The sequence below is a fragment of the Mesobacillus persicus genome (genome assembly GCF_900109925.1).
Classification (GTDB): domain Bacteria; phylum Bacillota; class Bacilli; order Bacillales; family Cytobacillaceae; genus Mesobacillus_B; species Mesobacillus_B persicus.
The window spans coordinates 134,098-159,173 of record NZ_FOBW01000011.1; the positions used below are offsets into that span (position 1 = coordinate 134,098).

Consider the following 25,076-nt stretch of genomic DNA (forward strand, 5'->3'; position numbering starts at 1 on the left):
TTGAAAAATTTACGCCCATTCTTCTCCAATGCTCGTTCACCAGAGACGGATGCTACAGTAGTCGCTATTGTGTGGTTCACGAATAAAACAAAGAGAGTACGTTACACCCTCTTTGCCTCATGCAAAATGTTCGCTAATGCCTTCTTGCAAATACGTTAATACTTCCTTATCGGATGAGACCGGAAGAGTAAACTCTGTTTCATATTCCTCAGGTCCCTTACCGGTAATGAAAATCCATTCACCGGCCTGTGCCTTTTTCCAGGCTGTTTGTATGGCGATCGTCCGATCAGCTATCACCTTTCCCTTATTCTGGCCAAACTGTAGGTTTAACTTAGATAATTCATTCAACATCTCTTCTTTCTCTATACCATTTAAGTCATCTAAGGTTAGAATAAAATGATCGCACATGGATGATGACGCTTTTATCATATTCTCACGTTTCATCTTATCCCTGCCTCCCCTAAAACCATAAATATGGGTAATTTTTTTAGCCTTGTGCTCCTTAGCCGTTTGAAGGCAAAATTCAAAAGCATCCTTTGTATGGGCGTAATCAATGATAAACTTAGCACCCCTTGGATGCTGAACGACCTCGAATCTCCCAGGAACACCTGGAAAGCTTTCTAAAGCCTTCACAATCTGTTTTGGGTTTATCCCTATTTCATAGGCTGTTAAAAACGCTAATGCAGCGTTATATACATTATGGAGCCCAGGACAAGGAAGGTTAATATTATAATTGTTTTCGGCTATAGCCACTGTAAATTCGGTTTCCCCATTTAAATTGATCTTTTCAATTATCAATTTGTGATTACCGGAACAACCTAACGTTCGTACTGGTATTTCCTTTCGGCCCAACACATTAGAAAGCTTGTCTCCCCAAAAATCAAACTCAGAAACCAGCGCTTTCCCATCTGGTTTTAAAAAGTTATACATCGAAGCTTTTGCTTTGAAATACGCTTGCATATTCCCATGATAGTCAAGGTGCTCATGAGAAAGATTAGTAAATAAACCATAATCAATTTCTAATCCTTCTATCCTTGCTTGGGTTAATGCGTGCGATGATACTTCAAGAATGGCAAATTCATCTAAACTTTTTGCTAGCAATTCCTGAAGCTGTATTGGATTGGGTGTGGTGTTTGTCGACTCATACACCTGATTATTGACTGTATAGGAAACCGTACCGAATAGTGCTGTGCTAAAACCATTCGATTCAAGAATATGCTTCAGCATATAAGATACAGTTGTTTTCCCATTTGTACCTGTTATTCCAATCACCTTTTTTCGTTTCGAAGGAAAGTCAAAAAACATGCTAGCTAGTCTTCCTAAAGCAAGCCTACTATTATTTACTATAAAATACGGTACTTTGAGCGATAATGATTGTTCCCCGACAACAGCTGAAGCACCATTTACGATTGCCTGCTCGATAAATTTATGACCATCACTTTCAAATCCAGATATTGCTACAAATAAATCTCCCTTAACAACTTTCCGCGAATCCATCTGAATTCCAGTAATATTTACATCACTATACTGACTAGTACCAACAGTATATTCATTAAGGCAATTAAGCAGCTTGGATAGTTTCATTCTCAAAACTCCCTTTTTACACATACAAGAATAAATTAGTATAACTCTCTTTTTTATTCCCATTTTTAGGTAAACTATCCCCTTTCAAACTCCTTTAATGAAACTTTATTCGAAAGAACAAAAGCGTTTGGGCTTGTTTTGCACGCAATACCAACAAAGTCCTTTAACAGTCCTAAACGTAAAAAAAAGCTGAAAGATTTCCTTTCAGCTAGTTACCAAATATTTTTTGAAAATCGGAAAAGGTATCTTACATTTAAACGGCTGTGTTGCTTGAGTAAATAAGCCGACCTCGTAGCCCCCTCTTTTCGCAAGGTGTTTAAGGCTGCAATCATTTCCGGAGCTGACTTTACACCTATACCATGGCCAAAAAACTTATTTGGACCTAAAACCACTGCATTCTCACCTAACCATATTGGGTCTTTATGATCTGGATTGTAAAAATAAACAACATCCCCACGAATAAACTCTTCCCCTCTCTTCGTGATGATGAAAAGATCCGGGTCATAACTCCAGTTCCATACAAGTAACCCATTAAATAGATAGTTAAAATCGGACTCTCGAATGGAGTCAAGTACTGCTTTATAAAAGATAAGAACCATAGCAGTCGAACATTCAAATCCGTACATGTGACCGTTCATAAAAACATCCCTAATAGCTTCGGAAGGTAGAACATCCGGCCTTAGAAGATAGCCCCTATCCCCCTTTACCCAATAAGCCGGATTAAAACTTGAATATTGGAAGGAACTAAAAACAGCCTTGCTATTATGAAGATCGAGCGCTGCATTCATAATGTTCTCTCTTAATCTTAATTCAAAAAATAATTCGGCCGCAGTAGTATATTCAAATAACTCATTCGACGCTTCCAATTCCATGTATATGTCTCTATGAACACCATGTAAACTTGCAAGTGGAATCCCTTGACTACTATTAACAATTCTAATCATTTTGTCCTCCCTTTTGCGTATGGTCACACCTAATTTTCTGGGACTACCTAAATGAAAAACTGGATGAAAAGAACCATTAACCTATTCGTATGAAAAATTTTTACTGTTAAGAAGAAAAAACTCAATCTAGTTAAGATTGAGTTAGAGTTTACTTTATTTATCTACTTTAGATTTGTGTACACAATTATCAATGAATTGCTTAACCTTAGCGAAATCCTCATATAATAACAATAACAGGTCGCCAGGCTGTGATAGCTCCCAAGCATTTGTGAAAGCATCGACTTCGTTTCGAACGACAAATATATTCTCCTGTGAAAGTTGTTTTTCAGCAGCCTTTTTCATGATGCCGGGCACCTCTAGGGACTTTCTCCCTCTTAGCTCTGCATCCTCTTTTATTAACATGACATCTGTCTTTGCGGCGGTTATTTCACTTAGCTTGGCGATATCAGAATCCAACCTATCACCAGGAGCAGAAAGGACTGTGATTACCCTTCCTGACTTCAGCGCATCAACTGCTTCAAATACCGCTTTAAGGCCAGCAAAATTATGAGCATAATCAATGATAATTTGTCTACCATCTACATCAAGTTTATTAAATCTTCCCTTCGAGTATTGAAAGTCTGGTGTAAACGATGCTGCTTTCTCTTTTAGCTTTTCAAAACTTACCCCTTGAGTATAGGCAGCGGCTAAAGCTTGAAGTAAGTTTGAGACGTTATGCTTTGCGGACCCGCCAAATGTAATAGGTAAATCCTTAACAGGTAAAAATTTAATTGTCTTTCCACGGTTAAGATACATAATCCAGCCATCTGAACGAATAAACCATGCAGATTTACCATTTTTTATATTGGATTGAATATAGGGGTTTTTTTCATTCAAGGAAGTGTAAATGACTTCCCCTTTTGTGTAGGATGACATTTTAGCCACCTCGGGATCATCCGCATTTAAAACGCAATAGCCATCTTCAATAACAACCTCTGGAATGAGCCTTTTTAATTTCACTAGCTGGTCAAACGTCTCAATTCCATCAAGCCCTAGATGATCTTCAGCGACATTTGTTACCACACCCACATCACAATGCCGGAAGGCCAAGCCTTCTCGAAGTATCCCGCCCCTAGCCGTTTCTAATACAGCTGCGTCTACTTGAGGATTACTTAAAACCTTCCTAGCACTAATTGGTCCACTGCAATCTCCTTCATCAATACATTGCTCACCGATATAGACACCATCAGAGTTGGTCATCCCAACAGTCCGAGATTCCTCTTCAAGAAAATACTTAATCATCCTCGTGGTGGTTGTCTTTCCGTTTGTCCCTGTGACAGAGATGATTGGGATTGCTCCTTCTTTTCTATCCTTAAAAAGATAGTCAACAATCGCCTTGGCAACGTCCCTACTCTTCCCTTTACTCGGGAAATGATGCATCCTAATCCCGGGTGCAGCATTCACCTCGATAATCGCTGAAGTCTGCCAATTCAAAGGTTTTGATATGTCCTGACTAATAAAGTCAATTCCAGCTATGTCAAGACCAACAATTTTTGCAGCAGCCTCCGCCACCTCTTTAACTGTAGGATGGACCTCATCGGTAACATCAATTGCCTGTCCACCTGTTGATAAATTGGCATTGCCCACCACTTGAACAATTTGCCCTTTTTCAGGAATTGATTTAAGACTCAAACCAAACTTCTCTAGAAAGCAGGTAACAGTATAATTAAATGGAATCTTCGTCATAGGCTTCTCATGCCCATCTCCACGTAAAGGATTGTTATTCTCAATCTCTATCAAACTGCGGATAGAATCATGACCATTTCCAATCACAAAAGGTGGCAATCTTAGGCTTGCCGCAACCAATTTCCCATCGATGACCAGTAATCGGTAATCATGTCCTTCATAAAACTTTTCGATGATGAATTCTTTTACATGATGGTCCATACAATTTACTACGTTAAAAAGCTCATCTTTATCTTTAATATTGGTGATGACACCCTGTCCTTGTCTCCCGTTTAAAGGCTTTAAAACAAGTGGAAACTGCAGTTTTTCAGCGACTTCAAATACATCTTTAAATGAGGTTACTACATCCCCTTTTGGAACTGGGAGACCACAGCTATTTAGCAACTCTTTTGTAGCCTGCTTATCGCAGGCTGTTTCTACACCCATACATGAGGTCTGACTAGTAATCGTGGCTTGAACCCATTTCTGCTTCGATCCAGTCCCTAGCCGAAGCTGACTGTTTAATCCTACTCTCTCTACAGGGATATTCTTCGACATTGCCGCATGATAAATCGCCTCTGTGCTTGGTCCTAGCTTGTTTTCGTAAAAAAGTGTGCTAATTTTTTTCACATAGGAGGTAAGTGATATTTCTTTTTCTTTCGCTAAAATTTTATTGACGACCTCCATGGCGGCTTTAAACGCATATAGACCTGACTCTGCTTCCCTATACTCATAAGTAACAAAGTAGATTCCCCGCTGTTTACTTGTTATCGTTTTTCCATGTTTAACATTTATCCCCGCTAGTATTTGTAATTCAATCGCCATGTGCTCAAGAATATGCCCCATCCATGTACCTTCCTCAAGGCGTTCAATAAATCCACCCTCATATCCTCTGGAACATGTATGTTTCCTTAAACCCGGTAATAAGTCGATAAGGCTTTTAGGTAACCCTGGAATTTTATTTGACGGCTGAAATTCAAATTCTTCAAGATCCAGTTCAATCCATAACATGGGCTTATAATTAAAGTAATTTGGACCTTTGAGATATCTAACACGGTTGATCTTCATTACTATGCCTCTTTCCTTTTCATGATTTCCCGAGAAGAAAGGTTAAAATAATAGCCCGCAGTGAGCGCGTGAAGTTTAAAATCGGTAATCGTTAGTTCTTCTCCACCATTCTCAGACCGAACAAAATCCACAAGACTCCCGCTCTTCCCATCGATGACAAACACCTGATGCTCACCAATCACTTCAAAATGGTCTCCTTCAACAAGAATCGCTGTATTCTCATCTATTCCAATACCCACCAATTCTTGATTTTCACCAATCGCACTAATGAGCCGTCCGAAGCGAGCACGTTGTGAAAAATGTTGATCTATTAAAAGGTTTTTTTCAAAACCGAACCCTTTTCCCATTTCAATTAACAGTCTATCTTCATCGTTATTTTTCATCTCTGAGTAAATAATCATATCCTCCCCCATAATAGAGGCTCCCGCACTTGTTCCACCAATTAACATGCCGGCTTTCCACTTTTCCGTAATGAGAGAATGAAGCTTTGTATTTCTAATGCAATCAGACAATCTTTTCTGATCTCCACCAGTTATAAAAAGAGCTGCAAGACCTGATACCGTTTTAAGAATGGAAGGGTCACTTGCTTTTTCTCTCGTATCTACATTTATGACCTCTAGTTCCTCTAAACCCAATTTTGTAAACACCTCTATATAAGCTGCACTAACTTCATTAGGGATTTTAGAAGCAGTTGGTAAAATGCCTACAGCACCTCGCTTTGCTCTCGATAAATCAACAAAGGTACTGAGGATATCTCCAGTTCTGCATTTTTCTTCTTTTCCTCCGATTATCAGCAATTTGCCTGAACTCATAGTTGATCTTTCCCCTTCTTAAATTAAGTAATTTTTAAAAGGAACTCAGCTTGCCAAAATTTTCTCCTATAACAGGTTACCCAAATAATGCTTGTTTTCATTCGTTTTTTATAGGATACGTGCCAGCTTCAAGATGATATGGAGCTTTCACAAACAAAAGAAGAGGCACTTTTCATCAATTATAGAGGCTGTTTAATTGTCAACCTTTCGTAACAAATAATCTCATTACTTGATTGTCATTTCCCAACATTTATCGTATTCTTATCACATAGAAAAAATGTGAAATAATTCACAATGTATATTCACTACATCAGAAAGAAGGACTACTAATGAAAAAAAGTAAAATTGTTATACTTGGCGGAGGCTATGGTGGCCTGATAACTAGTAGAAAATTAGAGAAGTTACTAAAGGAAAATGAAGCGGAAGTTACGCTTATCAATAAGCATGAGTATCACTATATTGCCACGCAGTTACATAAGACCGGCGCAGGAACGGCAAGTGATGACAAAATTACCCTTCACATCCCTGATCTTCTTAAGACAAACAAAGTGCAGTTTAAAAAGGGGACAGTAGAAAGAGTTGATTTTAATAACCAACAAGTTTGTCTTGAATATGGCGAGAAGGTAGATTACGATTTTTTAGTCCTTGCACTTGGTTATGAAGTGGATACATTTGGAATACCGGGTGTAGAGGAAAATGCCTTTCAGATTCGCAGCTTCAGAAGTACAAAAGCAATTTACAACCATGTTATCCATCAGTTTGAAGCCTATCAAGTAGATCAAGACCCTTCCCGGTTGACCTTTGCCGTCGCGGGTGCTGGGTTTACAGGAGTAGAAATGATTGGTGAGCTTGTAGAAGCGATGCCGAAACTCTGCAGTAAATATTCAGTTCCTGTTAGTGATACACGAATCATTAATATTGAAGCTTCTGGTACTGTGCTTCCTGGATTTGATCAAAAAGCGATTGATTTCACTACTAATTATGTAAAAAAACATGGCGTCGAATTAATGACTTCAACTAAAATTATGGAATGTACGCCTACTAGTATTAAGTTGGATAACGGCACGAATATACCTGCGAGAACCTTGATCTGGTCAGGTGGTGTACGAGGGAACAGATTACTAGAGAAACTAGATCTACCTGTCGAACGAAGTCGTGTAAAAGTGGATAATTACCTACGAGTTGAGGGAATGACAAATGTCTTTTGCATTGGGGATGCTGCCCGCTTTATGAAAAATGACAAAGACGCACTCCCTCCAACTGCCCAGGTAGCCATTCAACAAGCCGAAGTTTGTGGTCCTAACCTTATAGCTACTTTACGGGGAGAGAGTTTGAGCACCTTTAGTTATCATCATAAAGGAACAGTCGCTTCCATTGGAAATACTGCTGCAGTAGGAAATGTATTTGGATTTAAGATTACTGGACTGTTCGCAGCCCTAATGAAACAAGTAGTTGAAGCAAGATATTTATTTGTCCTTGGTGGACCAGCACTGGTCGTAAAACAATTTGCGAAGATAAAAAAGCCTCATCAACAAGTATCTGTTTCTAGAAATAAATAACAGGAATCAAGGAAAGCGGACTCAATTAATTTATGGGGCTGCTTTTTTATTTAACGCTGTTTCGTAAAGATTGTTGCTAAAATCCTAAAGCCGATTTTAGCGTAAGAATAGCTAGTTATTAGGGTTCCAACTTGTTTGCAAGCTCTTTTCTCATTAGTGTTTTTATTTAGCTCAGAATGAGCTCGAATTAATAATTTTTGCTCTTTAAAAGCAACAAAGTTTGAGAAAGGAGCTTTATTTAATGGCCGAGGTCTGTTCCGGTGGCCGCTCTCCTCTTTGTAAATCACGTATGCTAAGACCAAAATCCATTTGTAAATGGGGATAATCTTTAAACTGCCTCCAGTCACCACCCCATTCAAATCCTAAACCCTTCGCTAAACCTACAACTTCCATCCAATCGGATTGACCGTTTAGATTCCCATCATAGTCCATATCCCAAATTGCCTGTCCCTCATCGTTAAGTAATGCAAAATCTACTGCTAACCCGAAATTATGATATGATTCTCCCGCCTGGGCTTGGGTAACGATTTTTCCTTCCGCCGTTCTCCCAATAGCATATAGTTCTTCTTGTTCATGATAACTTCGGAAGTCATCGGTGATGATTACTCTTATCCCCTTAGCTTCTGCTTGTTTGATTAAGAGATCAGACTGGTAAGCCAATACCGGATGTAGTTCTCCTGGTAAAGGAATATTTTCAATAGGTTCAGCAGTTTTCAGAGCCTGTATATATAAAAGTAATATAATGATTGCGAAGCAAGATAATAGAATATGACTACGTGTTCGTTTTATTTTCATGGTATAAGTCCTTTCATGATGAATAAACCCCTGTCATAATATTAACGTATCTTCATCATATATGGTTTCAAAAAAAGAAGAAGAAGGCTCTAGCCCCCTTCTTCCCTTCTATTAAAGAGTTACCTTATGTCTGTCCACTATTCCAAGTTTTCGTTTGACTCCTCTTGACATCTCCTCTACCAATAGTTCCAATCCAATCATAGCTAGCGATGGTATATTCGCATAGAGCTTTTTCACTTCCCACTTAAGCTCGTTTTTACCACAAATGCTGTGACGATTCACTTCAAGTACATCTGATTTTATTTCTAAAAGTGCTTGACGCTGTTCTTCTCTTGGAAGTAACATAATCTCTTCAAGCCTTTCGATAAACTCTAATGATTTGGATATTTTTATCTCTATATCCTCTGATTCCTGTTGCTCAATTAACCCATACTTTAGTTTAAACTGATTTAATTTCTGAGCTGAGTAATAGGTGGCTTTCACAATTTCATCTCGTGTCATCTGATCCGTCTCATAACTTAGCATATATTTCCATGATGGTTGTAACATGGCTTGACGAAAATCTTCAAGGTTATGACAAAACTTCTTATAGCCAAATTTCTCTGGGTTTTCGAATGCCGGGCTTCCTGGGTCAAGGAAGGGAGAAAGCGGCGCAACAAAATACGCAATCTTGGAACTTTCCCCACAGGATTTGTGCACTTCTTCACAAAAGTCAATATTGTCTAACGCACTTTCATACGTTTGCCCCGGAATTCCAACCATGAAGAATAGGTCAATCTTAGCACAACCATGATTGAGTGCGCTCCTTAAAGTATCAATAATCTTCTGATTAGAACAGGGTAACTTCCCATTATACTTTCGTAGTTGCTCATCAGAAGTTTCTAATGTTAACTCAATGCTATACTTCGGTATCGCTTTTTGCAGACGCCTGAAAAATGAATCATCCGCAGATTGGAATAGTTCAAAGACAATTTCATTTTTTAATTCGATTTTTTCTAGGCCTGAAAGAAACTCCTCAACGTAAGCTGCCCCGCCCTGCCGTATGTCGTTTAACAAGAAAATAGGCGCCCGGGTGAATCGTTGAATAAAAGTGATATCTTCAATCATTTTCTTCGGAGATCTCATAACCAGCTTTTTCCGATTACAATTTAGTTCATAGGCTTCCCTGCCTCCTCCACAGATAAGGCAATTATAAGTACAACCTTTTGATGTAAGGATTGCGGTATTCGGATACTGTAACCATCCTTTATAAGGAAGTGGATCAAGTAAATTATGATACTTAAAAACAGATCTTATCACATAACGATAGCCGGGTAGTTCATAATCATCCAAGGAGTCAGGTACGTGGGAAAGCGGATTAACCTGGGTTTCCCCGTCTTTTTTCCAGGTAAGATTCGGAACATCAAAAAATTCTGACCTTCTTTGTTCCATTCGATTTAGAAGCATTAAAAGTGGTTTCTCGGTTGTATCCCCGCGCAGGACAAAGTCGATACTAGAGTATTCAATAAGTTCTTTGTGGAAGTAAGTGGAGGACAAACCCCCAAAGATGACTGGTGTATCTGGGTGTAATTTTTTTAGTACTTTAGCTAATTCAACACTTCCATGTGCATGGGGAAGCCAGTGTAGATCAATTCCAAATGCCTTAGTTCGTATCTTTTTCAGTTTTTTCTCTACGTCAAAGTTTGGATTTAACAGCATCCTATTGGCAATATTAATTATTTTCACCTTTAACCCAAATCTCTCAAGGTAGTCACCAATACTAGTCAAACCGATTGGGTACATTTCGAAAACTGGTGATGATGGGACAACATCACTAATAGGTCCTGTAAAAATCATTTCGTTTCGAAAATCGTAAACAGTTGGAGCATGTAACAATACGAGGTCATACATCATTTTTCCCCCTCTTGTTTTTAATTGGGAAAAGATACTTCCTAATTTTACTATAACTCCCAATTTAAATGCGGTGTGTGAACATTGAGGTAAACATTTTATGAAAGTGAACTTTTAGAGAAATTGAGGTCCAAACATCAAAACTCCACTATTAGATAACCCCTACAAAATAGTCATCAAGCCGCTGAAGGTGGTTCCTCCTCGATTTACCCGTTTCATCTTCAAACAATAAAGAAGGAAGCTAAGACAAAACTCCTAGCTTCCTTCCTTCTATTATGAAACTTCTTTATCTTTTCCGACCTTGTATTCTTGCTCCCAGTATTCTGCATTTTTAATTCCTAATTTAATTGAGTTAAAGACTGGATCAAGACCTTGCTTTTTTTGCTCCTCATAATCTTTAAGGGCAATAAGCGCTGGTTTTGCCAAAAGAAGAATGGCAATTAAGTTTAACCAAACCATTAAGCCCAGTCCTACGTCCCCTAAGGCCCATGCAAGGCTGGCAGTCCTTACTGCACCATAGAATGTAGCTGCTAATATGACAAGTTTCAGTATGAACATTGCTGGCTTACTATTCTTTCCTCTTGTCAAATAAGCAATGTTTGTTTCCGCAATATAGTAATAAGCCATAATCGTTGTAAATGCGAAGAATAATAGCGAGATTGCGACGAATCCAGCACCGAATCCAGGAATAGCCGACTCAACAGCTGCCTGTGTATAACCCGGCCCAGGCTCAACACCCGCAAGGTTCTCAACGATATGCGTTGAACCATCTGGACCAACCACATTAAACGAACTTGTAAACAAAATCATAAAGGCAGTAGCCGAACAAACAAATAATGTGTCGATATAAACGGAAAACGCCTGAACTAAACCTTGCTTCGCAGGATGGGAAACTTCTGCTGCAGCTGCTGCATGTGGCCCTGTCCCTTGACCAGCCTCGTTTGAATAGATTCCCCGTTTAACCCCCCATGCGATCGCACTACCAATAATTCCTCCAAACATTGAATCAGCACCGAATGCACTGCTAAAAATTAATGCAAAAACCGAAGGAATCTCTGTGATATTCATCCCGATGATAACTAAAGCGACAAGAATATAGCCTATCGCCATAAATGGGACTGCATACTGGGCAACAGTTGCAATTCTTTTAACTCCTCCAAAGATAATTAAACCTAAGAAAACTACTAAAACTGCACCTGTAATTGTAGGGCTAATTCCAAATGCGTTTTCCATTCCTAATGCAATCGAATTAGACTGGATTCCAGGCATCAATAGACTCATCGCCAACAAGGCAGCTACAGCAAAAACAACAGCAAACCACTTAATACCAATGCCCTTTTCGATATAATAAGCTGGTCCGCCTCGATAGACTCCATCTTGTTTCACCTTATAAATTTGGCCAAGGGTAGATTCAACAAACGCACTACCCGCTCCGATAAAAGCAATCGTCCACATCCAGAACACTGCTCCCGGTCCTCCCATTGCAATTGCAGTGGCGGTTCCAGCAATATTACCGGTACCAACACGACCTGAGAGCGCTAGAGATAATGCTTGAAAAGAGGAAACCCCGGCCTCAGAACTTTTCCCTTTAAACATAAGCTGAACCATGTCTTTAATATGTCTTACCTGTAAAAACCTCGTTAAAATAGAAAATAATAACCCAACACCTAAACAAATATAAATGACTGGCGTACTCCATAAAATCCCGTTCAGCCAATTAACAAATTCCTCCAACTTAACCCCTCCTCCATATCCAAATATTCTTTCTATTTTGAATTATATGCAAAAATAGACTTTTGCACAATCTTTTTTTTAAATATTATGTTAGCAAATCTTCCAAAAGTAAAAAAAACCTAAATTCTCTCTAGGAATCTAGGTTTTGTACTGTTAAAAACATAATTATTATTATTGTATCAATATACTTTACTATAGAATCAAAAGTTTCAAAGGCTGAAAACAATCCTTATATCATGGACAGTTTAGGGGATAATGCTTGAGCTAAGGTAGACCTTACTTCTACGTCATCGAAGGATAGTCCTAGTTTAACAGCAGTCGTTGCAATCTCCGGTCTTATACCTGATAGTGTCGCTTTTACACCGATTAATTTAAGTGCATTAATTAGTTGAAATAACTGTTGCGCCACCATCGTATCGATCATAATCACTCCAGATAAATCAATGCACAAGTGTTTTACCCCTCTTGTGGCACATTGGTTTAGAGCATTATCAATAATCATTTTCGCTCTAGTCGTATCAATATCTCCAACTAAAGGCAACAATGCCGTACCCTTCGTTAAAGAAATAACTGGTGAACTCAACTCATTAATCATCTCTTGCTGAGCTTGTAATTGATAATTTGAATACTTATATGTCTCCTCTGTAAACTTTAGAATCACAGTGTCAAACAAGGTCACTATCTTTAAATTCCATTCTTCCACTTGACCAGGAACGATATGCTTAGGATATTTCTCAGCAAATTCCTGAATAGACTCCAAGTACTGAGATCTTGTTCTCATAAATTCTCTTATAACAAACTGTAATGGCGTCTTTAAATGTTGCTGATCGCTCGCAATCTCATGAATCCAAGGATCGAATTGGACGGTAAAACTCTTTTCATCCATATTGAAAATTTCTATAAAATGCTCGTGAAATTTTATATTTTGTTGTTTCATATTTTTTATCACTTCTGGGTCTAGAGAGGAGTATATCCCTGTCGGATCACTCTTATCAAGACCTTCATACCATTCTTCCGTTAATTTCGTGACTCGTTGTAAAAGAAAGTGATACAATTCCTTATTTTTCTGCAAGCTTCCCTACCCCCTTTAAAGTTGAATGAATTAAATGATTCGATGACCATCCTGTGCAAGAGCATGATAAATCCCATGTTGTAAGGTGTGAAAGCACTGGTATTTTGAAAAATTAAATCCTGTGTTTGTCATCATAACTCCAAGTTCAGCAGAAATCCCTACTAAAATCATTTCTGTACCAATTAAGGATGATGCCGCCCCGAGCTTCTCAATCATGGAAGCCGTATATGTATCTTCATCAACATGTAAACCTGTCATATCTACTATCAAGTACCTTGCTTGATGCTTGGGTAGACTGCTCAATGTTTTATCAATCATATCATTAGATCGACTATTGTCGTATCTACCGACTAGAGGAACGACTACTATCCCTTCTAATACCGGGATTGTCGGTGAAGATAGTTCTCTGACTAATTTCCTTAGGTCACTTGTCTGTTGGTCAACCATTTTCTCAAGACGGTTAATTTCTTCCGATTCATTTGTCCGAATCAACTTATGTATGTTTTTTGTAACGGTAATACTCGAAGGAAAATAGGCGATCGTGTCCTGTTCATTCCCTTCTAGCTGCTTTTCCAAAACCTTAAACCAAATGTTTTCTCCAAAAAGCCCGGAAAATATCCCTGCATAGTGGGCCGGTAAAAAATTACCACCACTAGTTTTTCCTTGAGCCTTATTAATTTTATTCTCCCAACTATCTTTTAAATGAATCTTAAGTGTCTTTTTTTCTTCATTTATTTCATGTATAATCGCTTTCCCCCAACCTGCAGATGCGTAAGTTGCTGGAATCAGGTCTGCTACTTGCGAAATACTCGCGTTCAATTTTTTAAAATACTCGCCGACAATTAATCCCTGACGGAACCCTGTAGCTTCAAGCACTAAATTCGCTGCTTCTTCTCCTGAGATTTCTTCAATGGTGTCAAAAAACACCTTCATTGCCGATGAGATCCAAAAAAGAACAGCATCCTCCTCTTCAAATAAGAATTGCCCCTTGTCTATGTTCCATCTAAACTTAAGGCCACCCACCTCTATGTTTGAATTGGAAGATTCAGTCATAGAAAAACCCCCTATATAAAATGTAATGAAACTAAGCTAATGAAATATTGTTAATATATACAAGTTTACCTTTTACAACTGTCACATGTCTATTTATACAATTTTCCTAGAATGAAAGAAGTGTATTTTCATTCCTATGATGCAATAGATTGGGGAATTAATTATTGAACCCGATTAAGGGTATTGACAAGCCTTTAAGTGATGCTAAATAATTGCAAAGGAAACTTAAAAGGGAGTGTTTACATGCCAACTTCTACAAAAAAAACGTTAAGCCCCGACTTTGATCCATGGGAGGCATACATTGATAGGGCTCAATTCCATAAGCCCGTTCTATCCAATCTTGAATTTACGACAACAACATTATGTAACATGCGGTGTGAGCATTGTGCTGTTGGCTATTCTTTGAGTCATAAAGATCCGGATGGACTTCCCATAGCCCTCCTTCTAAAGAGACTGGATGAAACAACTCACCTACGTTCAATAAGCATAACAGGTGGCGAACCCATGTTATCGTTAAGATCAGTTGAAAACTATGTCCTTCCGCTCCTAAAATATGCTCATGAAAGAGGGATTTACACACAGATTAATTCCAATTTGACCCTAGAAATGAGTAGGTATGAACAAATTCTTCCCTATCTAGATGTCCTTCATATTTCACACAATTGGGGAACAGAGACCGATTTCGTTGAGGCTGGTTTTGCAATGATGCAGCGAAAGCCTTCGTTAACCCAACGAGAAGCTTTGTTTAAAAGAATGATTGAAAATAGTAAAACGATATCTAAGAGCAATGTGCTTATTTCTGCAGAAACGATGCTGAATAAACGGACTTTCCCTTACCTTGAGAAGATTCATCACCAAATTGTAGACGAAATGGGTTGTAAGCGGCACGAGATTCATCCTATGTATCCCGCTGATTTCGCTTCATCCCTCATCACATTATCACTAGACGAGATACGTGAAGCGATTCAACAGATTCTCCAATTTAGAAATCCAAATGTATGGATGCTCTTTGGAACCTTGCCTTTTTTTGCTTGTAGTAACAATACGGAAGATTTAGAGTTACTTCAGCGATTATATGCCGAAAAAAACGTAACCGTCCGAAATGACCCAGACGGTCGCTCTAGATTAAATGTAAATATCTTTAGTGGTGATGTATCTGTTACAGATTTCGGAAATCCCCCTCCACTTGGAAATATAAAAACAGACACTTTTGAAAATATTTATCAAACCTGGACAAATTCGTCCTTAGCAACTTCGCTAAGTTGCCATTGCCCTGAAGCGAATTGTCTGGGACCAAACGCACTGGTTAAAGAAAAGTACTATCCGGATATAGACTTTAGACAAATGAAAGCAAAAATCACTGTTTAATACATAAAAAGAAGAAGGTACCTATAATTAATAAGGCGCCTTCTTCTTTTTATATGGCTGTTTCCGCAAAGTTAGTTGTTTAAATCCTAAGCCGATTTGTAACACAAGATAAGCAAACTCATTTCTCATGAATTAGAAAGCAATTGAAACAATGCTTAATACGACACCAAAGTTTTAGAAAAGAGCCTTCTATAAATTCTTATGTAACAAAGATAAAACATCTTTTAACTCTTTCACTGGTACCTGCCCTGGGGCGGAAGCCTTCTTCACAGCTCCAAAGGTAATGGCAGAACCAAATATCTCCCCTGCTAAACGACTGATTAATCCTTTTCCTGACATGGATATCGTAATGATTGGCCGATCAGCATATTTTTCTGTCATAGTTAAGGTTGCTTCTAGCAAGCTCAGTACATCTGCCGAGTTTTTAGGCATGACTGCAATCTTAGGTAGGTCTCCCCCAAGGGCCTGTGCTTTTCGTAACCGAGAAACCATTTCTTCGATTGTAGGCGTTTTTACAAAGTCATGATTCGAAAGGATAACAAATGTTTGGTGTGAATGTGCTAGTTTAATCAACCTTTTTATATCTGACTCTTCGTTAAACAGCTCAATATCAACAAAATCGACTAAGCCAGATTCTATGATTTGTTTATTTAAAGCAAAGTAGGCTTCCTTAGTGAGTTCCTTTTCTCCACCTTCTTTGGCTGTTCTGAAAGTAAACACCAATGGTATCTCTGGTAAAAAGGAACGAATTTCAATAAGAGCAGAATGAACCTTTTCAATGCTTTCCACATTTTCAAAGAAATCGACACGCCATTCAATTATATCCAGTTCTTGTTTCCGTAGAAATGTGGCTTCTTCACTAAGTTCCGCTAATGTTTTACCTGTCATCGAAACGCAAATTTTGGGTGCCCCTTCGCCAATGGTCAGATTTTTTACCTGCAGCGTTTTCTTCATTTCCTTTCCCCTTCCAATTGTACTCCGTCAAGCTTGACCAAACACTTTAGCTATCTAGCTCCCAGGCGAGTTTCAATGAGTCAACGATATGGTTTGCTATCTCCTCCATGGAAAGGTTATCAACCTGGATTTTAGAATGATGGTTTGAATATACCTCTTGTCTATTATTGTAAAGCTCCTCTATCTCCGCCAAGGTCTTTCCTTGCAGCACAGGACGACTATCAATAATAACACTTATACGCTCTCTCCAAGACTCCCAAGATAGATCTAGAAAAAACACGATAGAGGAAGATAAGCATTCTTTTCTAATCTCCTCTTGCAAGAAAGCCCCACCACCTACAGAAATAATGTGTAGCTTTTGCCTACACTTTTTAACAATCAGTTCCTTTTCTTTTTCCCTAAACACCTTTTCACCCATTTCACTAAAAATCTGTGAAACTGGCATATTGAATTCCTTTTCAATTTCCTCATCTATATCAATAAAGTCACGATAAAGTTTCTTGGCAACAAGCCTCCCAATCGTGGTTTTTCCTACACCCATAAATCCAATAAAGACGATGCTTTTTTCTTTAAGCGCCACTTCACGATTATCCATGATTCTACCTCCTATGCTAACAGCTACATTATAGATGAAATTATTTACAAGGTAAATCACATCATCTTCGCACCTTTATTTATAATTATTTTAATTTAGTATTGATTTCTAAGTAGAACATGATATTATGTAATTATAGTTAAAGCACATAGGGTAGGCATAATATCGGATAGCCAAGCGGAAGGAATTTATTCTCATTCACTTTCTTCATTCTCATTCAATTTCAATGTTTTTATCAAACCTTTTCTCTAATCAATTTTTTGGCCCGACTATTTTGCCTACCTTAAATTAATTCAAAGGGTTGGTTATTTTGGAAGAAGCTAAATCATTAGACTTGATTCCTTACTTAAAAGAACGAGGCCTGCGCATTACTCCACAAAGGTTGTTAATCTTGCAAGCAATTATCTCCTTAGAAGGCCACCCTACAGCAGAAGATATCCATAGGTCCATACCGTATACTAGCTTAACGACAATCTATAACAACCTTAAGCTCTTTGTAAACCTTGGGATTATAAATGAACTACCTTATGGAAATGCCCTAAGCAAATATGAATTCAACCACTCAAAGCATTATCATGTAATCTGCCAGAGGTGCGGTAAAATCGTTGACTTTAATTACCCGAACCTAAAAGAAATCGAACACTTAGCATCTAAATTAACGAACTTTACGATACACCACCATCATTTTGAAGTATATGGAATCTGTTCTTCTTGTCAGAGTTAATCTCACACACTGCTAGCTAAAAAAATACCCAGTAGGATTCTAATGAAAGGGTGATCAAATTGGCCCATGAGAAAAAACTATGTCCAAACTGCAAATCGGAAATCAAACAGTTAAAGCATAGTGTTCTTTGTAACTGTGGATTAAAGTTAAAAGCGATAAAGTCCATCGTTTCCTAAAGAATATTACATGCTGTTGGTCAATAATCCAACCCTACTCCTGTAATTCCATTTAAAAAAAGGTTCATGACATCGCTATAGTCATGAACCTTTTTTAGCGCCATAGTTATAGTTCTTACCCACTCGGTAAGAACTACCATGATCAGTTGAATTCTTTTCTGGTTAGATAACTTATTTACACCAATGGTCTAATGATATAGTCCTTATCATCCTTCCGTTTGGTCAATGGTAGTGCCTGTGGACCATTGGAAAAAGGTTAAGCTCTTGTGCTTTTTCTTCATGATTAATGATTATTTCGTTCATCAATTCCAACGTTGATTTCCCCTCGGTATCCATCCCTATGTCATTGGCTACTTTAATGAGTTGTTTTTCCCTCACCTCACTAGCCAATTGGAAAAAGTCCTTCCCATCAGCTCGAACTCCTAGCTCCTTTGCCAATTTATTCACTTTGGCCTTGTGCACCTCGAAAGCAAGTTGGTGGAACTCTTTCCCGTTATCCGAAATTCCTAATTCACTTGCTTGTCTCTTTACCTTCATTTTGTGTATGTCATGAGCTATTTCCTTGGTTTCCATTCCTTCAGTTTTAATAGACAGCTCTTTTGCCTCATCTTTTATTTCTTTTTCGAATACTTCTGACGCTACCTTCTCTATCTCTTTATCCTTTGTTGAAATCCCTAATTTTTTTGCCCTTTTTAGTATTAAGGCATTATGGACCTCTGTTGCAATCGCCTTGATATCCTTGCCCTTTGTATTAATATCTAGCACCTTCGCTTGACTTTTTATATGTAACTCATGGATTTCTTTCATTAATTGTTCGCTATCCTTGCCTTCTATATCTAATCCTAGAGATTCTGCTTGTTTTTTGATAAAAACTGCTTTCACTTCATGGGCAATTGTACTAGAATTTTTCCCTTTTGTTTCAATTCCTAGTTCTGCAGCTCTTTTAAGTAGAAACTCGCTATTTTGATTCTCTCCTTCATGACTATGGTTTTCCTTAGACTGTACTTCTTTTTCTGACTTCGGATTCCATTGGGCAGACACAGAGATTGCATCAGTGCTCGAGACAAAAAATACGCCTAGCACCAATACTAATAAAATAGACATTCTTTTCTTCTTCAAATGAATTCCCTCCTAGTTGGAAATAATAAATTACAGAAATAGGTTGCCCAATAGTTTTGAACAAAATGGGGTATGTTTAAATTTATTTTCATTGCTATGCTTTCTTCATTCCAATTTGTGTGTTTAAGCTTCAGTTTAAGGCCTCCCATAAAACAAGGTTACATATATCTCATCTTCTCTTTATGTAAGTTCGCAGTCTAATGTATAATGGATGGTAAAGTAGGCTTTTAGAAAGGGAATTTATGAATATTACTTCTATTCTCCTGGGGTTAGTTCTTGTTTTAAATATTATTTTTGCCTTTGTCGTTGTTTTTGGCGAACGGCGTGACGCTAGCTCAGCATGGGCATGGTTACTAGTTTTATCCTTTATTCCTGTAGTAGGTTTCTTTCTGTATTTATTTCTAGGACAAAACCTTAGCCGTACACGGCTTTTTACATGGGAAGATAAAAAGAAAATTGGAATTGAACAAGAAATATCTTGCCAGTTACAAGAAATACGCTCGGGTACTTTTGATTACCGTAAAGACTCAGAGTTCAATGCTCGAGAATTAATTTATCTTCACCTATTAGGGAATGATGCTCCCCTCACACTTGATAATTCGGTTGAGATTTTCACTGATGGGCGAAATAAATTTGAAAATCTATTGCTAGATATTCAAGCGGCGAAACATCACATTCATTTGCAATATTATATAGTGAAAAAGGATGAACTCGGCAAGCGTATCAGAGATTCGCTAATTCAAAAAGCTAAAGAAGGAGTCAAGGTTCGAGTCCTGTATGATGAGCTCGGCTCTAGAGGATTAACCAAGCGTTTTTTTGATGAACTCCGCCAAGTTGGGGGAGAAGTGGAAATATTTTTCCCGTCTAAGTTCAAATTGGTTAACTTCAGACTTAACTACCGCAACCATCGAAAGATTGTCATTATAGATGGAAAAGTTGGCTATATTGGTGGATTTAACATTGGCGATGAGTACCTAGGGCTAAACCCACATTTTGGCTATTGGAGGGATACTCACCTTAAAATCCAAGGTACGTCTGTCCACGCCATACAGACTCGTTTTATTCTCGATTGGAATCAGGCATCGTATAGCCATGATATAGATTACGATCCTATTCTTTTCCCTACTCCGGAATTAAAAGGACATGTGGGAATACAAATTGTCACAAGCGGCCCCGATTCTGAATGGTCACAGATTAAAAATGGTTATATAAAGATGATTTCTTTAGCGAAGAAATCCATTTTAATCCAAACTCCTTATTTTATTCCTGATGCGAGTCTTTTAGATACGATTCGAATTGCATGTCTCTCAGGGGTAGATGTTAGAATTATGATTCCTAACAAACCAGATCATATTTTTGTCTACTGGGCTACTCTCTCGAATGTTGGTGAGCTTTTAAAAGCCGGGGCAAAAATATATATTTACGACAATGGATTTTTACATGCTAAAACAGTGGTTGTTGATGATGAAATATCTTCTGTTGGGACTGCCAATATTGACATTCGTAGCCTAAACCTTAACTTTGAAATCAATGCTTTTATGTATGACAAAAAAATAGCTAAGGACTTGTCTTTAACATTTGAAAACGATATGACAAACTCTAGGCTATTGACATGGGAGCAATACAAAAATCGTTCAAAATGGATTCAATTAAAAGAATCCATCTCTAGGCTACTATCACCGATTCTATAAAATATAGGAACTTTACGTAAATCGACAATATATAAAAGGAGGCAAGCTAGCGCTTTGCCTCCTTTTAGTTTAGTTTTTTTAAAAACTTACCAGTATGCAAATCAACAATGTACTAACCTCGGTCTTTTTTACGTCTCAGTTTTTATTGACGCTTCCCGTCTCAATCTTAAAAAACGCACCACATTTAATACTATCGTTTTCGCCACTGCATAGGTAGGGACAGCAAGGACCATTCCTAGCAAGCCAGCCAAATTTCCGGCTACTAACAATAAGATGACAATCGTCGCTGGATGCGTATCCAATGATTTTCCAAGGATAAGAGGCGATAAAAGATTTCCTTCCAATTGTTGAGCGATGACAATAACCACCAAAACGAGAAAGGCTTTTGTTGGAGAATCAAACAGCGCAACGATGACAGCAGGAGCTCCACCAATTATCGGACCCACGTAAGGAATAATATTCGTGACGGCAACAATCAATGCCATGACTAAAGCATATTCTAAACCAACGATTAAAAAGCCTATGAATGAAAGAGTTCCAACAAATAGAGCGACCGTAATTTGTCCTTGAATATAGGCAGACAATGTTTTAGCCGTACCTTCTAGAGTTTCTACACCTTGACTACGATAAGAAACTGGAATGAATTTAGCTATGGCATCTTTAAGTTTATGCCCATCCTTAAACATAAAAAATAATAGAAGTGGCACGGTTACAATTGTTATGGCAATGTTTGCAAGCAACCCAAATATATTGGTTATCCCGTTTGTTATTCGATCGGGCAGAGTGTTTGCATATTCTGTAACTCGTTGGATAATTTCCTCTTGCGTAACATATTGCTGTGTCATTAACCAGCGATATTGCTCTGTATTAGCAAAGTTGTTAAAAAACCTTTGAGCATCCCTTGCATATCCTGGAATATCATTAACTAATTCCATCACCTGTCTAGTAATTACAGGAACTAGGTTTCCAATGGCAAGAACCACCAGGCCTATGATGGCTATGTATAATAAAATAATCGATAATACCCTAGGTATTTTCCATTTTACTAACAGATTAACAAGTGGATTTAATAAAAAATACAGAAACCCCGAAATGATAATTGGAAAAAATAAAGTTGATACAAAGATGCCGACTGGCTCAAATAAAAAGGAAATCTTTGATGAAACATAAATAATTGTCAAGATGATTAAAATTTGTAATGCCCAGTATTGAAAGCTTTTCTTAGTCACATTCTCACCTTTTCTTTTTTAAACATTAAAAACATTATACCAAGTTTCAATTAACTTTGCTTATTGAGAGCAATTTATATCAATAGTTTTCGGAATATTTACATTAGAAGTAGTATATGTACATAAAAATCTGATCTTATAGTTATAAAACTAAACCACACTAACTAGTTTCCATTAAACACCAAAAAGGGCATTCAAGTAAATTGAATGCCCTTCCCTAATTTATGCCCTCATCATTTCTAATTGTTTAAACTCTTTATTTCTCCTGTCCACTGACTCATACCTGGGACAACATTAACAACTTTCTTGAAGCCTTTTTCTGCTAATTTCTGAGCTGCTAAATCACTGCGATTTCCTGTACGACAAACCACATAGATGTCTTGATCCTTATTTAGTTCATTCATACGGCTTTCTAAGTCGCCCATAGGAATGGAAACTGCATTTGGTATGTGATTAAACACATATTCCGCAGTCTCTCTCACATCGACTAAAACAATGTTTTCATCTTCTTTCAGCTTACCCTCAAGTTCTTCATTTGAAACCACATTAGGATGTTTCTTCTCAATTGTCTCTTCACCTGAAGCTTTTCTTAGATAATGTTTTAAAACTTCACCTTCCTCAAGTACACCTAAATACTGGTGTCCAGTGCTTCCTGCCCAAGCTTTAATATCGGCGATGGACCCCTTATCTGTTGCTTGTACTTCAAGTACTTGACCCGCTTCTAGGTCATTTATTGCTTTTCTCGTTTTAACGATTGGCATTGGGCAAGCTAACCCTTTTGCATCTAAGACTACATTCACCTTAATATTATTCATTCTGTCATTCCTCCATCACTCTCTTAAAGTATTATTCAAGAAAATTTTTACTAGATTGCTCTGTTTAACAAGTCCCTTGACTTCCGCTCCAACATTGTTCTTTAACATAGCAGCCTATTAGATAAATAGATTCACATTTCCTTCTTGAGCATCCGCTAAATAAGCGGCAACTCCAGCATATTCAATATTATCTAGTAGTTCTTCCTGTTGAAGGCCCAAAAGATCCATTGTCATCGTACATGCCACTAGCTTAATGTCTTGCTCTTGTGCCATTTCAATTAGCTGTGGTAACGGCATTGCATTATGCTTTTTAATCACATTTTTAATCATTTTAGGGCCCATACCTGCAAAGTTCATTTTTGACAGCGCCATTTTATCAGCACCTCTAGGCATCATTTTTGCAAACATTTTCTCCAGAAGCCCCTTTTTCAATGCCAATGGTTCATCTTTTCGTAATGCATTTAATCCCCAAAATGTATGGAAAATCGTTACTTCGTGATCATAAGCAGCTGCACCATTTGCGATGATGTAGGCAGCCATTGCCTTATCGTAATCACCACTAAATAGAATAATAGTCGTTCGTTTTTTTTCAGTCATAATATCCTCCTTGAAAATATCTTAATTACCCTAGTGGGTATTAATGTTTTTATAAAAAAATTAACCTTTTTTTATCCAAAACTTAAGAACCTCGTTATCTACCTCATGTTTAACTAACTCATGGCCACCAGACTTTGCCCATGCGGCAAGGTCATTTTTAGCACCTTTATCTGTAGCGTGAATTTCTAGTACTTGCCCTGACTCTAGTTCGTTCATTGCTTTTTTCGTCTTAACAATTGGCATTGGACAAGCTAATCCCTTTGCATCTAATAATTTATTTGAATTCATATAGAAATTTCCTCCGCTTCTATTATTTCATTTTTACCATTACCCCTATGGGTATAATACTAAATAAAAAAAAGAAAGTCAACTCGTGAAAACTACCTGCTTTTCACGAGTAAATTGACCGCCTCTTTTATAAAGTCTTCTGTATTCTCACCTTTTTTTTCTGCCTCCAGAACACACTCCACTAGATTTGAGCTCACAATTACTCCTACTGTTCGATCAACTGCCGAACGGACGGCAGATAGTTGTGTAATAACTTCCTTACAATCCTTTTCTTCTTCCATCATCTTCAGGATCCCTCTAAGCTGTCCTTCCATGCGCTTTACCCGGTTTTTAACTTGATCATTGTACTCCATCGTTTTAGTCCTTTCTTTATGCGGTTTTTTTGTTTTGATTGTTTTGATTGCAATCACAGTTCATCATTGTATAACCACTAATATGAAATCCTTTTTTCCTTAAGATACGAATAGCCATATTCTTTTCAAGATGGTCAGCCGCTATAATATGAATGTTAAGGCTAGATATTTCTTGGTAATTTCTCTTTATATATGCGATTGGGATATTAATTGATTTAGGAACTGGCTCCTTATATGACTGATTATACTCTCGGACATCTACGACTTGGAATGATTCAGCATCAAGACTAGACATAGCCAAGCAGCGGACTCCTAGAACAGGAATATATCTAACGTAAATTAATCCTAGGATGATACTCAATAACAGCAAAGTCGTTATCATTTTTATACCTCATTTTCAAAAAAATAACTGACAACCTTATAATATACCCCTATAGGTATAATGTCAACATTCAGACTGAACTATTCATTATTCTATCAAAAAAAACCGTTAAGTACTAAATTTTAAATTTATAAATATTAAATGCCAATCATCTTTGTACTCCCTTTGTTTAATTATGTTAATAAGATAAAAAGACTGCCCAATAAGTGAGGGCACTGAAAAGGTCTGTTGAAACTTAGTAATATGCTAAAACATAGTTGTTGATTTCCGTTCCAGGCGGCTTCGCTTTCCGCGGGCGTGCCGGGGAGCCTCCTCGGTGCCCTAGGCACCTGTGGGGTCTCCCCTGCCCCGTACTCCCGGTCGAGTAAGCGGGAACTTGTTTTCTAGTATAGATAATAAGTTCCTCACTCCTCACAGAACCGTGCGTGCGGTACTATCGCACACGGCTCTTCCTATCATCATTCACAGAATATAGTTAATATTTTTCTTCAAATCATATATGTTTACTTTAATTCTGGGTCTAGGCAACGGATATTTACTAAGGAATAAATTAAATTTATCCCAACTGAA

Annotated in this window: 22 protein-coding genes; 4 read left to right on the plus strand and 18 right to left on the minus strand. The window is 37.8% G+C overall.

Going from position 1 to position 25,076, the window contains the following annotated elements; genetic code table 11:
- Positions 1-117 precede the first annotated feature (117 nt).
- From BMX30_RS15850 to BMX30_RS15865, 4 genes are all read right to left on the minus strand, one after another.
- A complete protein-coding gene (locus BMX30_RS15850; protein ID WP_090747834.1) occupies positions 118-1,584 on the minus strand; it encodes a UDP-N-acetylmuramoyl-L-alanyl-D-glutamate--2,6-diaminopimelate ligase in 1,467 nt (488 codons plus the stop codon).
- Between the two features lie 212 nt (positions 1,585-1,796).
- Positions 1,797-2,528: a protein-glutamine gamma-glutamyltransferase gene (locus tag BMX30_RS15855; protein WP_090747836.1), complete on the minus strand. Its 732-nt coding sequence runs from the start codon at positions 2,526-2,528 to the stop codon at positions 1,797-1,799.
- A gap of 153 nt (positions 2,529-2,681) precedes the next feature.
- Positions 2,682-5,300, minus strand: coding sequence for a cyanophycin synthetase (gene cphA, locus BMX30_RS15860; protein WP_090747839.1), 2,619 nt, complete (start codon positions 5,298-5,300; stop codon positions 2,682-2,684).
- Positions 5,301-5,302: 2 nt separating this feature from the next.
- Complete coding sequence (locus tag BMX30_RS15865; protein ID WP_090747842.1) at positions 5,303-6,112, minus strand: cyanophycinase; 810 nt, start codon at positions 6,110-6,112, stop codon at positions 5,303-5,305.
- 329 nt (positions 6,113-6,441) lie between these two features.
- Between BMX30_RS15865 and BMX30_RS15870 the strand changes: the two genes are divergently transcribed.
- Positions 6,442-7,671 (plus strand): NAD(P)/FAD-dependent oxidoreductase, encoded by a 1,230-nt coding sequence (locus BMX30_RS15870; protein ID WP_090747845.1) that lies wholly within the window; start codon positions 6,442-6,444, stop codon positions 7,669-7,671.
- Between the two features lie 234 nt (positions 7,672-7,905).
- Here BMX30_RS15870 and BMX30_RS15875 read toward each other — a convergent pair whose 3' ends face one another.
- From BMX30_RS15875 to BMX30_RS15895, 5 genes are all read right to left on the minus strand, one after another.
- Complete coding sequence (locus BMX30_RS15875; RefSeq protein WP_090747848.1) at positions 7,906-8,466, minus strand: M15 family metallopeptidase; 561 nt, start codon at positions 8,464-8,466, stop codon at positions 7,906-7,908.
- Positions 8,467-8,577: 111 nt separating this feature from the next.
- Positions 8,578-10,359 (minus strand): TIGR04190 family B12-binding domain/radical SAM domain protein, encoded by a 1,782-nt coding sequence (locus tag BMX30_RS15880; RefSeq protein ID WP_090747851.1) that lies wholly within the window; start codon positions 10,357-10,359, stop codon positions 8,578-8,580.
- A gap of 270 nt (positions 10,360-10,629) precedes the next feature.
- Positions 10,630-12,090 carry an alanine/glycine:cation symporter family protein gene (locus BMX30_RS15885; protein WP_090747854.1) on the minus strand — a complete coding sequence of 487 codons (1,461 nt, stop codon included), beginning with the start codon at positions 12,088-12,090 and terminating at the stop codon, positions 10,630-10,632.
- 229 nt (positions 12,091-12,319) lie between these two features.
- Complete coding sequence (locus BMX30_RS15890) at positions 12,320-13,162, minus strand: STAS domain-containing protein (protein WP_090747857.1); 843 nt, start codon at positions 13,160-13,162, stop codon at positions 12,320-12,322.
- A 30-nt stretch (positions 13,163-13,192) separates the two neighbouring features.
- Positions 13,193-14,215 (minus strand): STAS domain-containing protein, encoded by a 1,023-nt coding sequence (locus BMX30_RS15895; RefSeq protein WP_090747860.1) that lies wholly within the window; start codon positions 14,213-14,215, stop codon positions 13,193-13,195.
- A gap of 243 nt (positions 14,216-14,458) precedes the next feature.
- Between BMX30_RS15895 and yfkAB the strand changes: the two genes are divergently transcribed.
- Positions 14,459-15,583: a radical SAM/CxCxxxxC motif protein YfkAB gene (gene yfkAB / locus BMX30_RS15900; protein ID WP_090747862.1), complete on the plus strand. Its 1,125-nt coding sequence runs from the start codon at positions 14,459-14,461 to the stop codon at positions 15,581-15,583.
- A gap of 189 nt (positions 15,584-15,772) precedes the next feature.
- Here yfkAB and aroD read toward each other — a convergent pair whose 3' ends face one another.
- Positions 15,773-16,537 (minus strand): type I 3-dehydroquinate dehydratase, encoded by a 765-nt coding sequence (aroD, locus tag BMX30_RS15905; RefSeq protein ID WP_090747865.1) that lies wholly within the window; start codon positions 16,535-16,537, stop codon positions 15,773-15,775.
- A 46-nt stretch (positions 16,538-16,583) separates the two neighbouring features.
- Positions 16,584-17,132 carry a shikimate kinase gene (locus tag BMX30_RS15910; RefSeq protein ID WP_090747868.1) on the minus strand — a complete coding sequence of 183 codons (549 nt, stop codon included), beginning with the start codon at positions 17,130-17,132 and terminating at the stop codon, positions 16,584-16,586.
- A 307-nt stretch (positions 17,133-17,439) separates the two neighbouring features.
- Here BMX30_RS15910 and BMX30_RS15915 point away from each other — a divergent pair, with 307 nt between their 5' ends.
- Positions 17,440-17,856, plus strand: coding sequence for a Fur family transcriptional regulator (locus tag BMX30_RS15915; protein ID WP_425283770.1), 417 nt, complete (start codon positions 17,440-17,442; stop codon positions 17,854-17,856).
- 398 nt (positions 17,857-18,254) lie between these two features.
- Here the strand turns inward: BMX30_RS15915 and BMX30_RS15920 are convergent, their stop codons facing one another.
- Positions 18,255-19,151: a hypothetical protein gene (locus BMX30_RS15920; protein ID WP_090747874.1), complete on the minus strand. Its 897-nt coding sequence runs from the start codon at positions 19,149-19,151 to the stop codon at positions 18,255-18,257.
- Positions 19,152-19,393: 242 nt separating this feature from the next.
- Between BMX30_RS15920 and cls the strand changes: the two genes are divergently transcribed.
- On the plus strand, positions 19,394-20,842 hold the full coding sequence (gene cls / locus BMX30_RS15925; protein WP_090747876.1) for a cardiolipin synthase: 1,449 nt from the start codon (positions 19,394-19,396) through the stop codon (positions 20,840-20,842).
- A gap of 128 nt (positions 20,843-20,970) precedes the next feature.
- Here the strand turns inward: cls and BMX30_RS15930 are convergent, their stop codons facing one another.
- The 6 genes from BMX30_RS15930 to BMX30_RS15955 all read right to left on the minus strand — a co-directional run bounded on the left by BMX30_RS15930 (position 20,971) and on the right by BMX30_RS15955 (position 24,506).
- Positions 20,971-22,071: an AI-2E family transporter gene (locus BMX30_RS15930; protein ID WP_090747879.1), complete on the minus strand. Its 1,101-nt coding sequence runs from the start codon at positions 22,069-22,071 to the stop codon at positions 20,971-20,973.
- A gap of 239 nt (positions 22,072-22,310) precedes the next feature.
- Positions 22,311-22,886, minus strand: a complete 576-nt coding sequence (locus tag BMX30_RS15935) for a sulfurtransferase TusA family protein (RefSeq protein WP_090747882.1) — start codon at positions 22,884-22,886, stop codon at positions 22,311-22,313.
- A 117-nt stretch (positions 22,887-23,003) separates the two neighbouring features.
- Positions 23,004-23,483: a DsrE/DsrF/DrsH-like family protein gene (locus BMX30_RS15940; protein WP_090747884.1), complete on the minus strand. Its 480-nt coding sequence runs from the start codon at positions 23,481-23,483 to the stop codon at positions 23,004-23,006.
- Positions 23,484-23,543: 60 nt separating this feature from the next.
- The gene (locus BMX30_RS15945) at positions 23,544-23,771 is read right to left on the minus strand and encodes a sulfurtransferase TusA family protein (protein WP_090747887.1); all 228 of its coding nucleotides are present in this window, start codon (positions 23,769-23,771) and stop codon (positions 23,544-23,546) included.
- 92 nt (positions 23,772-23,863) lie between these two features.
- A complete protein-coding gene (locus tag BMX30_RS15950) occupies positions 23,864-24,124 on the minus strand; it encodes a metal-sensitive transcriptional regulator (protein ID WP_090747890.1) in 261 nt (86 codons plus the stop codon).
- Between the two features lie 16 nt (positions 24,125-24,140).
- Positions 24,141-24,506 (minus strand): rhodanese-like domain-containing protein, encoded by a 366-nt coding sequence (locus tag BMX30_RS15955; RefSeq protein ID WP_139195401.1) that lies wholly within the window; start codon positions 24,504-24,506, stop codon positions 24,141-24,143.
- Positions 24,507-25,076: the final 570 nt, after the last annotated feature.

Bases quoted from the DNA above. Each gene is read 5' to 3' on its own strand.
- BMX30_RS15870 (WP_090747845.1), top strand. From the start codon at position 6,442: ATGAAAAAAAGTAAAATTGTTATACTTGGCGGAGGCTATGGTGGCCTG.
- BMX30_RS15935 (WP_090747882.1), bottom strand. From the start codon at position 22,886: ATGAATAATATTAAGGTGAATGTAGTCTTAGATGCAAAAGGGTTAGCT.
- BMX30_RS15955 (WP_139195401.1), bottom strand. From the start codon at position 24,506: ATGATAACGACTTTGCTGTTATTGAGTATCATCCTAGGATTAATTTAC.
- BMX30_RS15865 (WP_090747842.1), bottom strand. From the start codon at position 6,112: ATGAGTTCAGGCAAATTGCTGATAATCGGAGGAAAAGAAGAAAAATGC.
- cphA (WP_090747839.1), bottom strand. From the start codon at position 5,300: ATGAAGATCAACCGTGTTAGATATCTCAAAGGTCCAAATTACTTTAAT.
- cls (WP_090747876.1), top strand. From the start codon at position 19,394: ATGAATATTACTTCTATTCTCCTGGGGTTAGTTCTTGTTTTAAATATT.
- BMX30_RS15880 (WP_090747851.1), bottom strand. From the start codon at position 10,359: ATGATGTATGACCTCGTATTGTTACATGCTCCAACTGTTTACGATTTT.
- BMX30_RS15940 (WP_090747884.1), bottom strand. From the start codon at position 23,483: ATGACTGAAAAAAAACGAACGACTATTATTCTATTTAGTGGTGATTAC.
- BMX30_RS15850 (WP_090747834.1), bottom strand. From the start codon at position 1,584: ATGAAACTATCCAAGCTGCTTAATTGCCTTAATGAATATACTGTTGGT.
- BMX30_RS15910 (WP_090747868.1), bottom strand. From the start codon at position 17,132: ATGGATAATCGTGAAGTGGCGCTTAAAGAAAAAAGCATCGTCTTTATT.
- BMX30_RS15950 (WP_090747890.1), bottom strand. From the start codon at position 24,124: ATGGAGTACAATGATCAAGTTAAAAACCGGGTAAAGCGCATGGAAGGA.
- BMX30_RS15855 (WP_090747836.1), bottom strand. From the start codon at position 2,528: ATGATTAGAATTGTTAATAGTAGTCAAGGGATTCCACTTGCAAGTTTA.
- yfkAB (WP_090747862.1), top strand. From the start codon at position 14,459: ATGCCAACTTCTACAAAAAAAACGTTAAGCCCCGACTTTGATCCATGG.
- BMX30_RS15945 (WP_090747887.1), bottom strand. From the start codon at position 23,771: ATGAATTCAAATAAATTATTAGATGCAAAGGGATTAGCTTGTCCAATG.
- BMX30_RS15875 (WP_090747848.1), bottom strand. From the start codon at position 8,466: ATGAAAATAAAACGAACACGTAGTCATATTCTATTATCTTGCTTCGCA.
- aroD (WP_090747865.1), bottom strand. From the start codon at position 16,537: ATGAAGAAAACGCTGCAGGTAAAAAATCTGACCATTGGCGAAGGGGCA.
- BMX30_RS15895 (WP_090747860.1), bottom strand. From the start codon at position 14,215: ATGACTGAATCTTCCAATTCAAACATAGAGGTGGGTGGCCTTAAGTTT.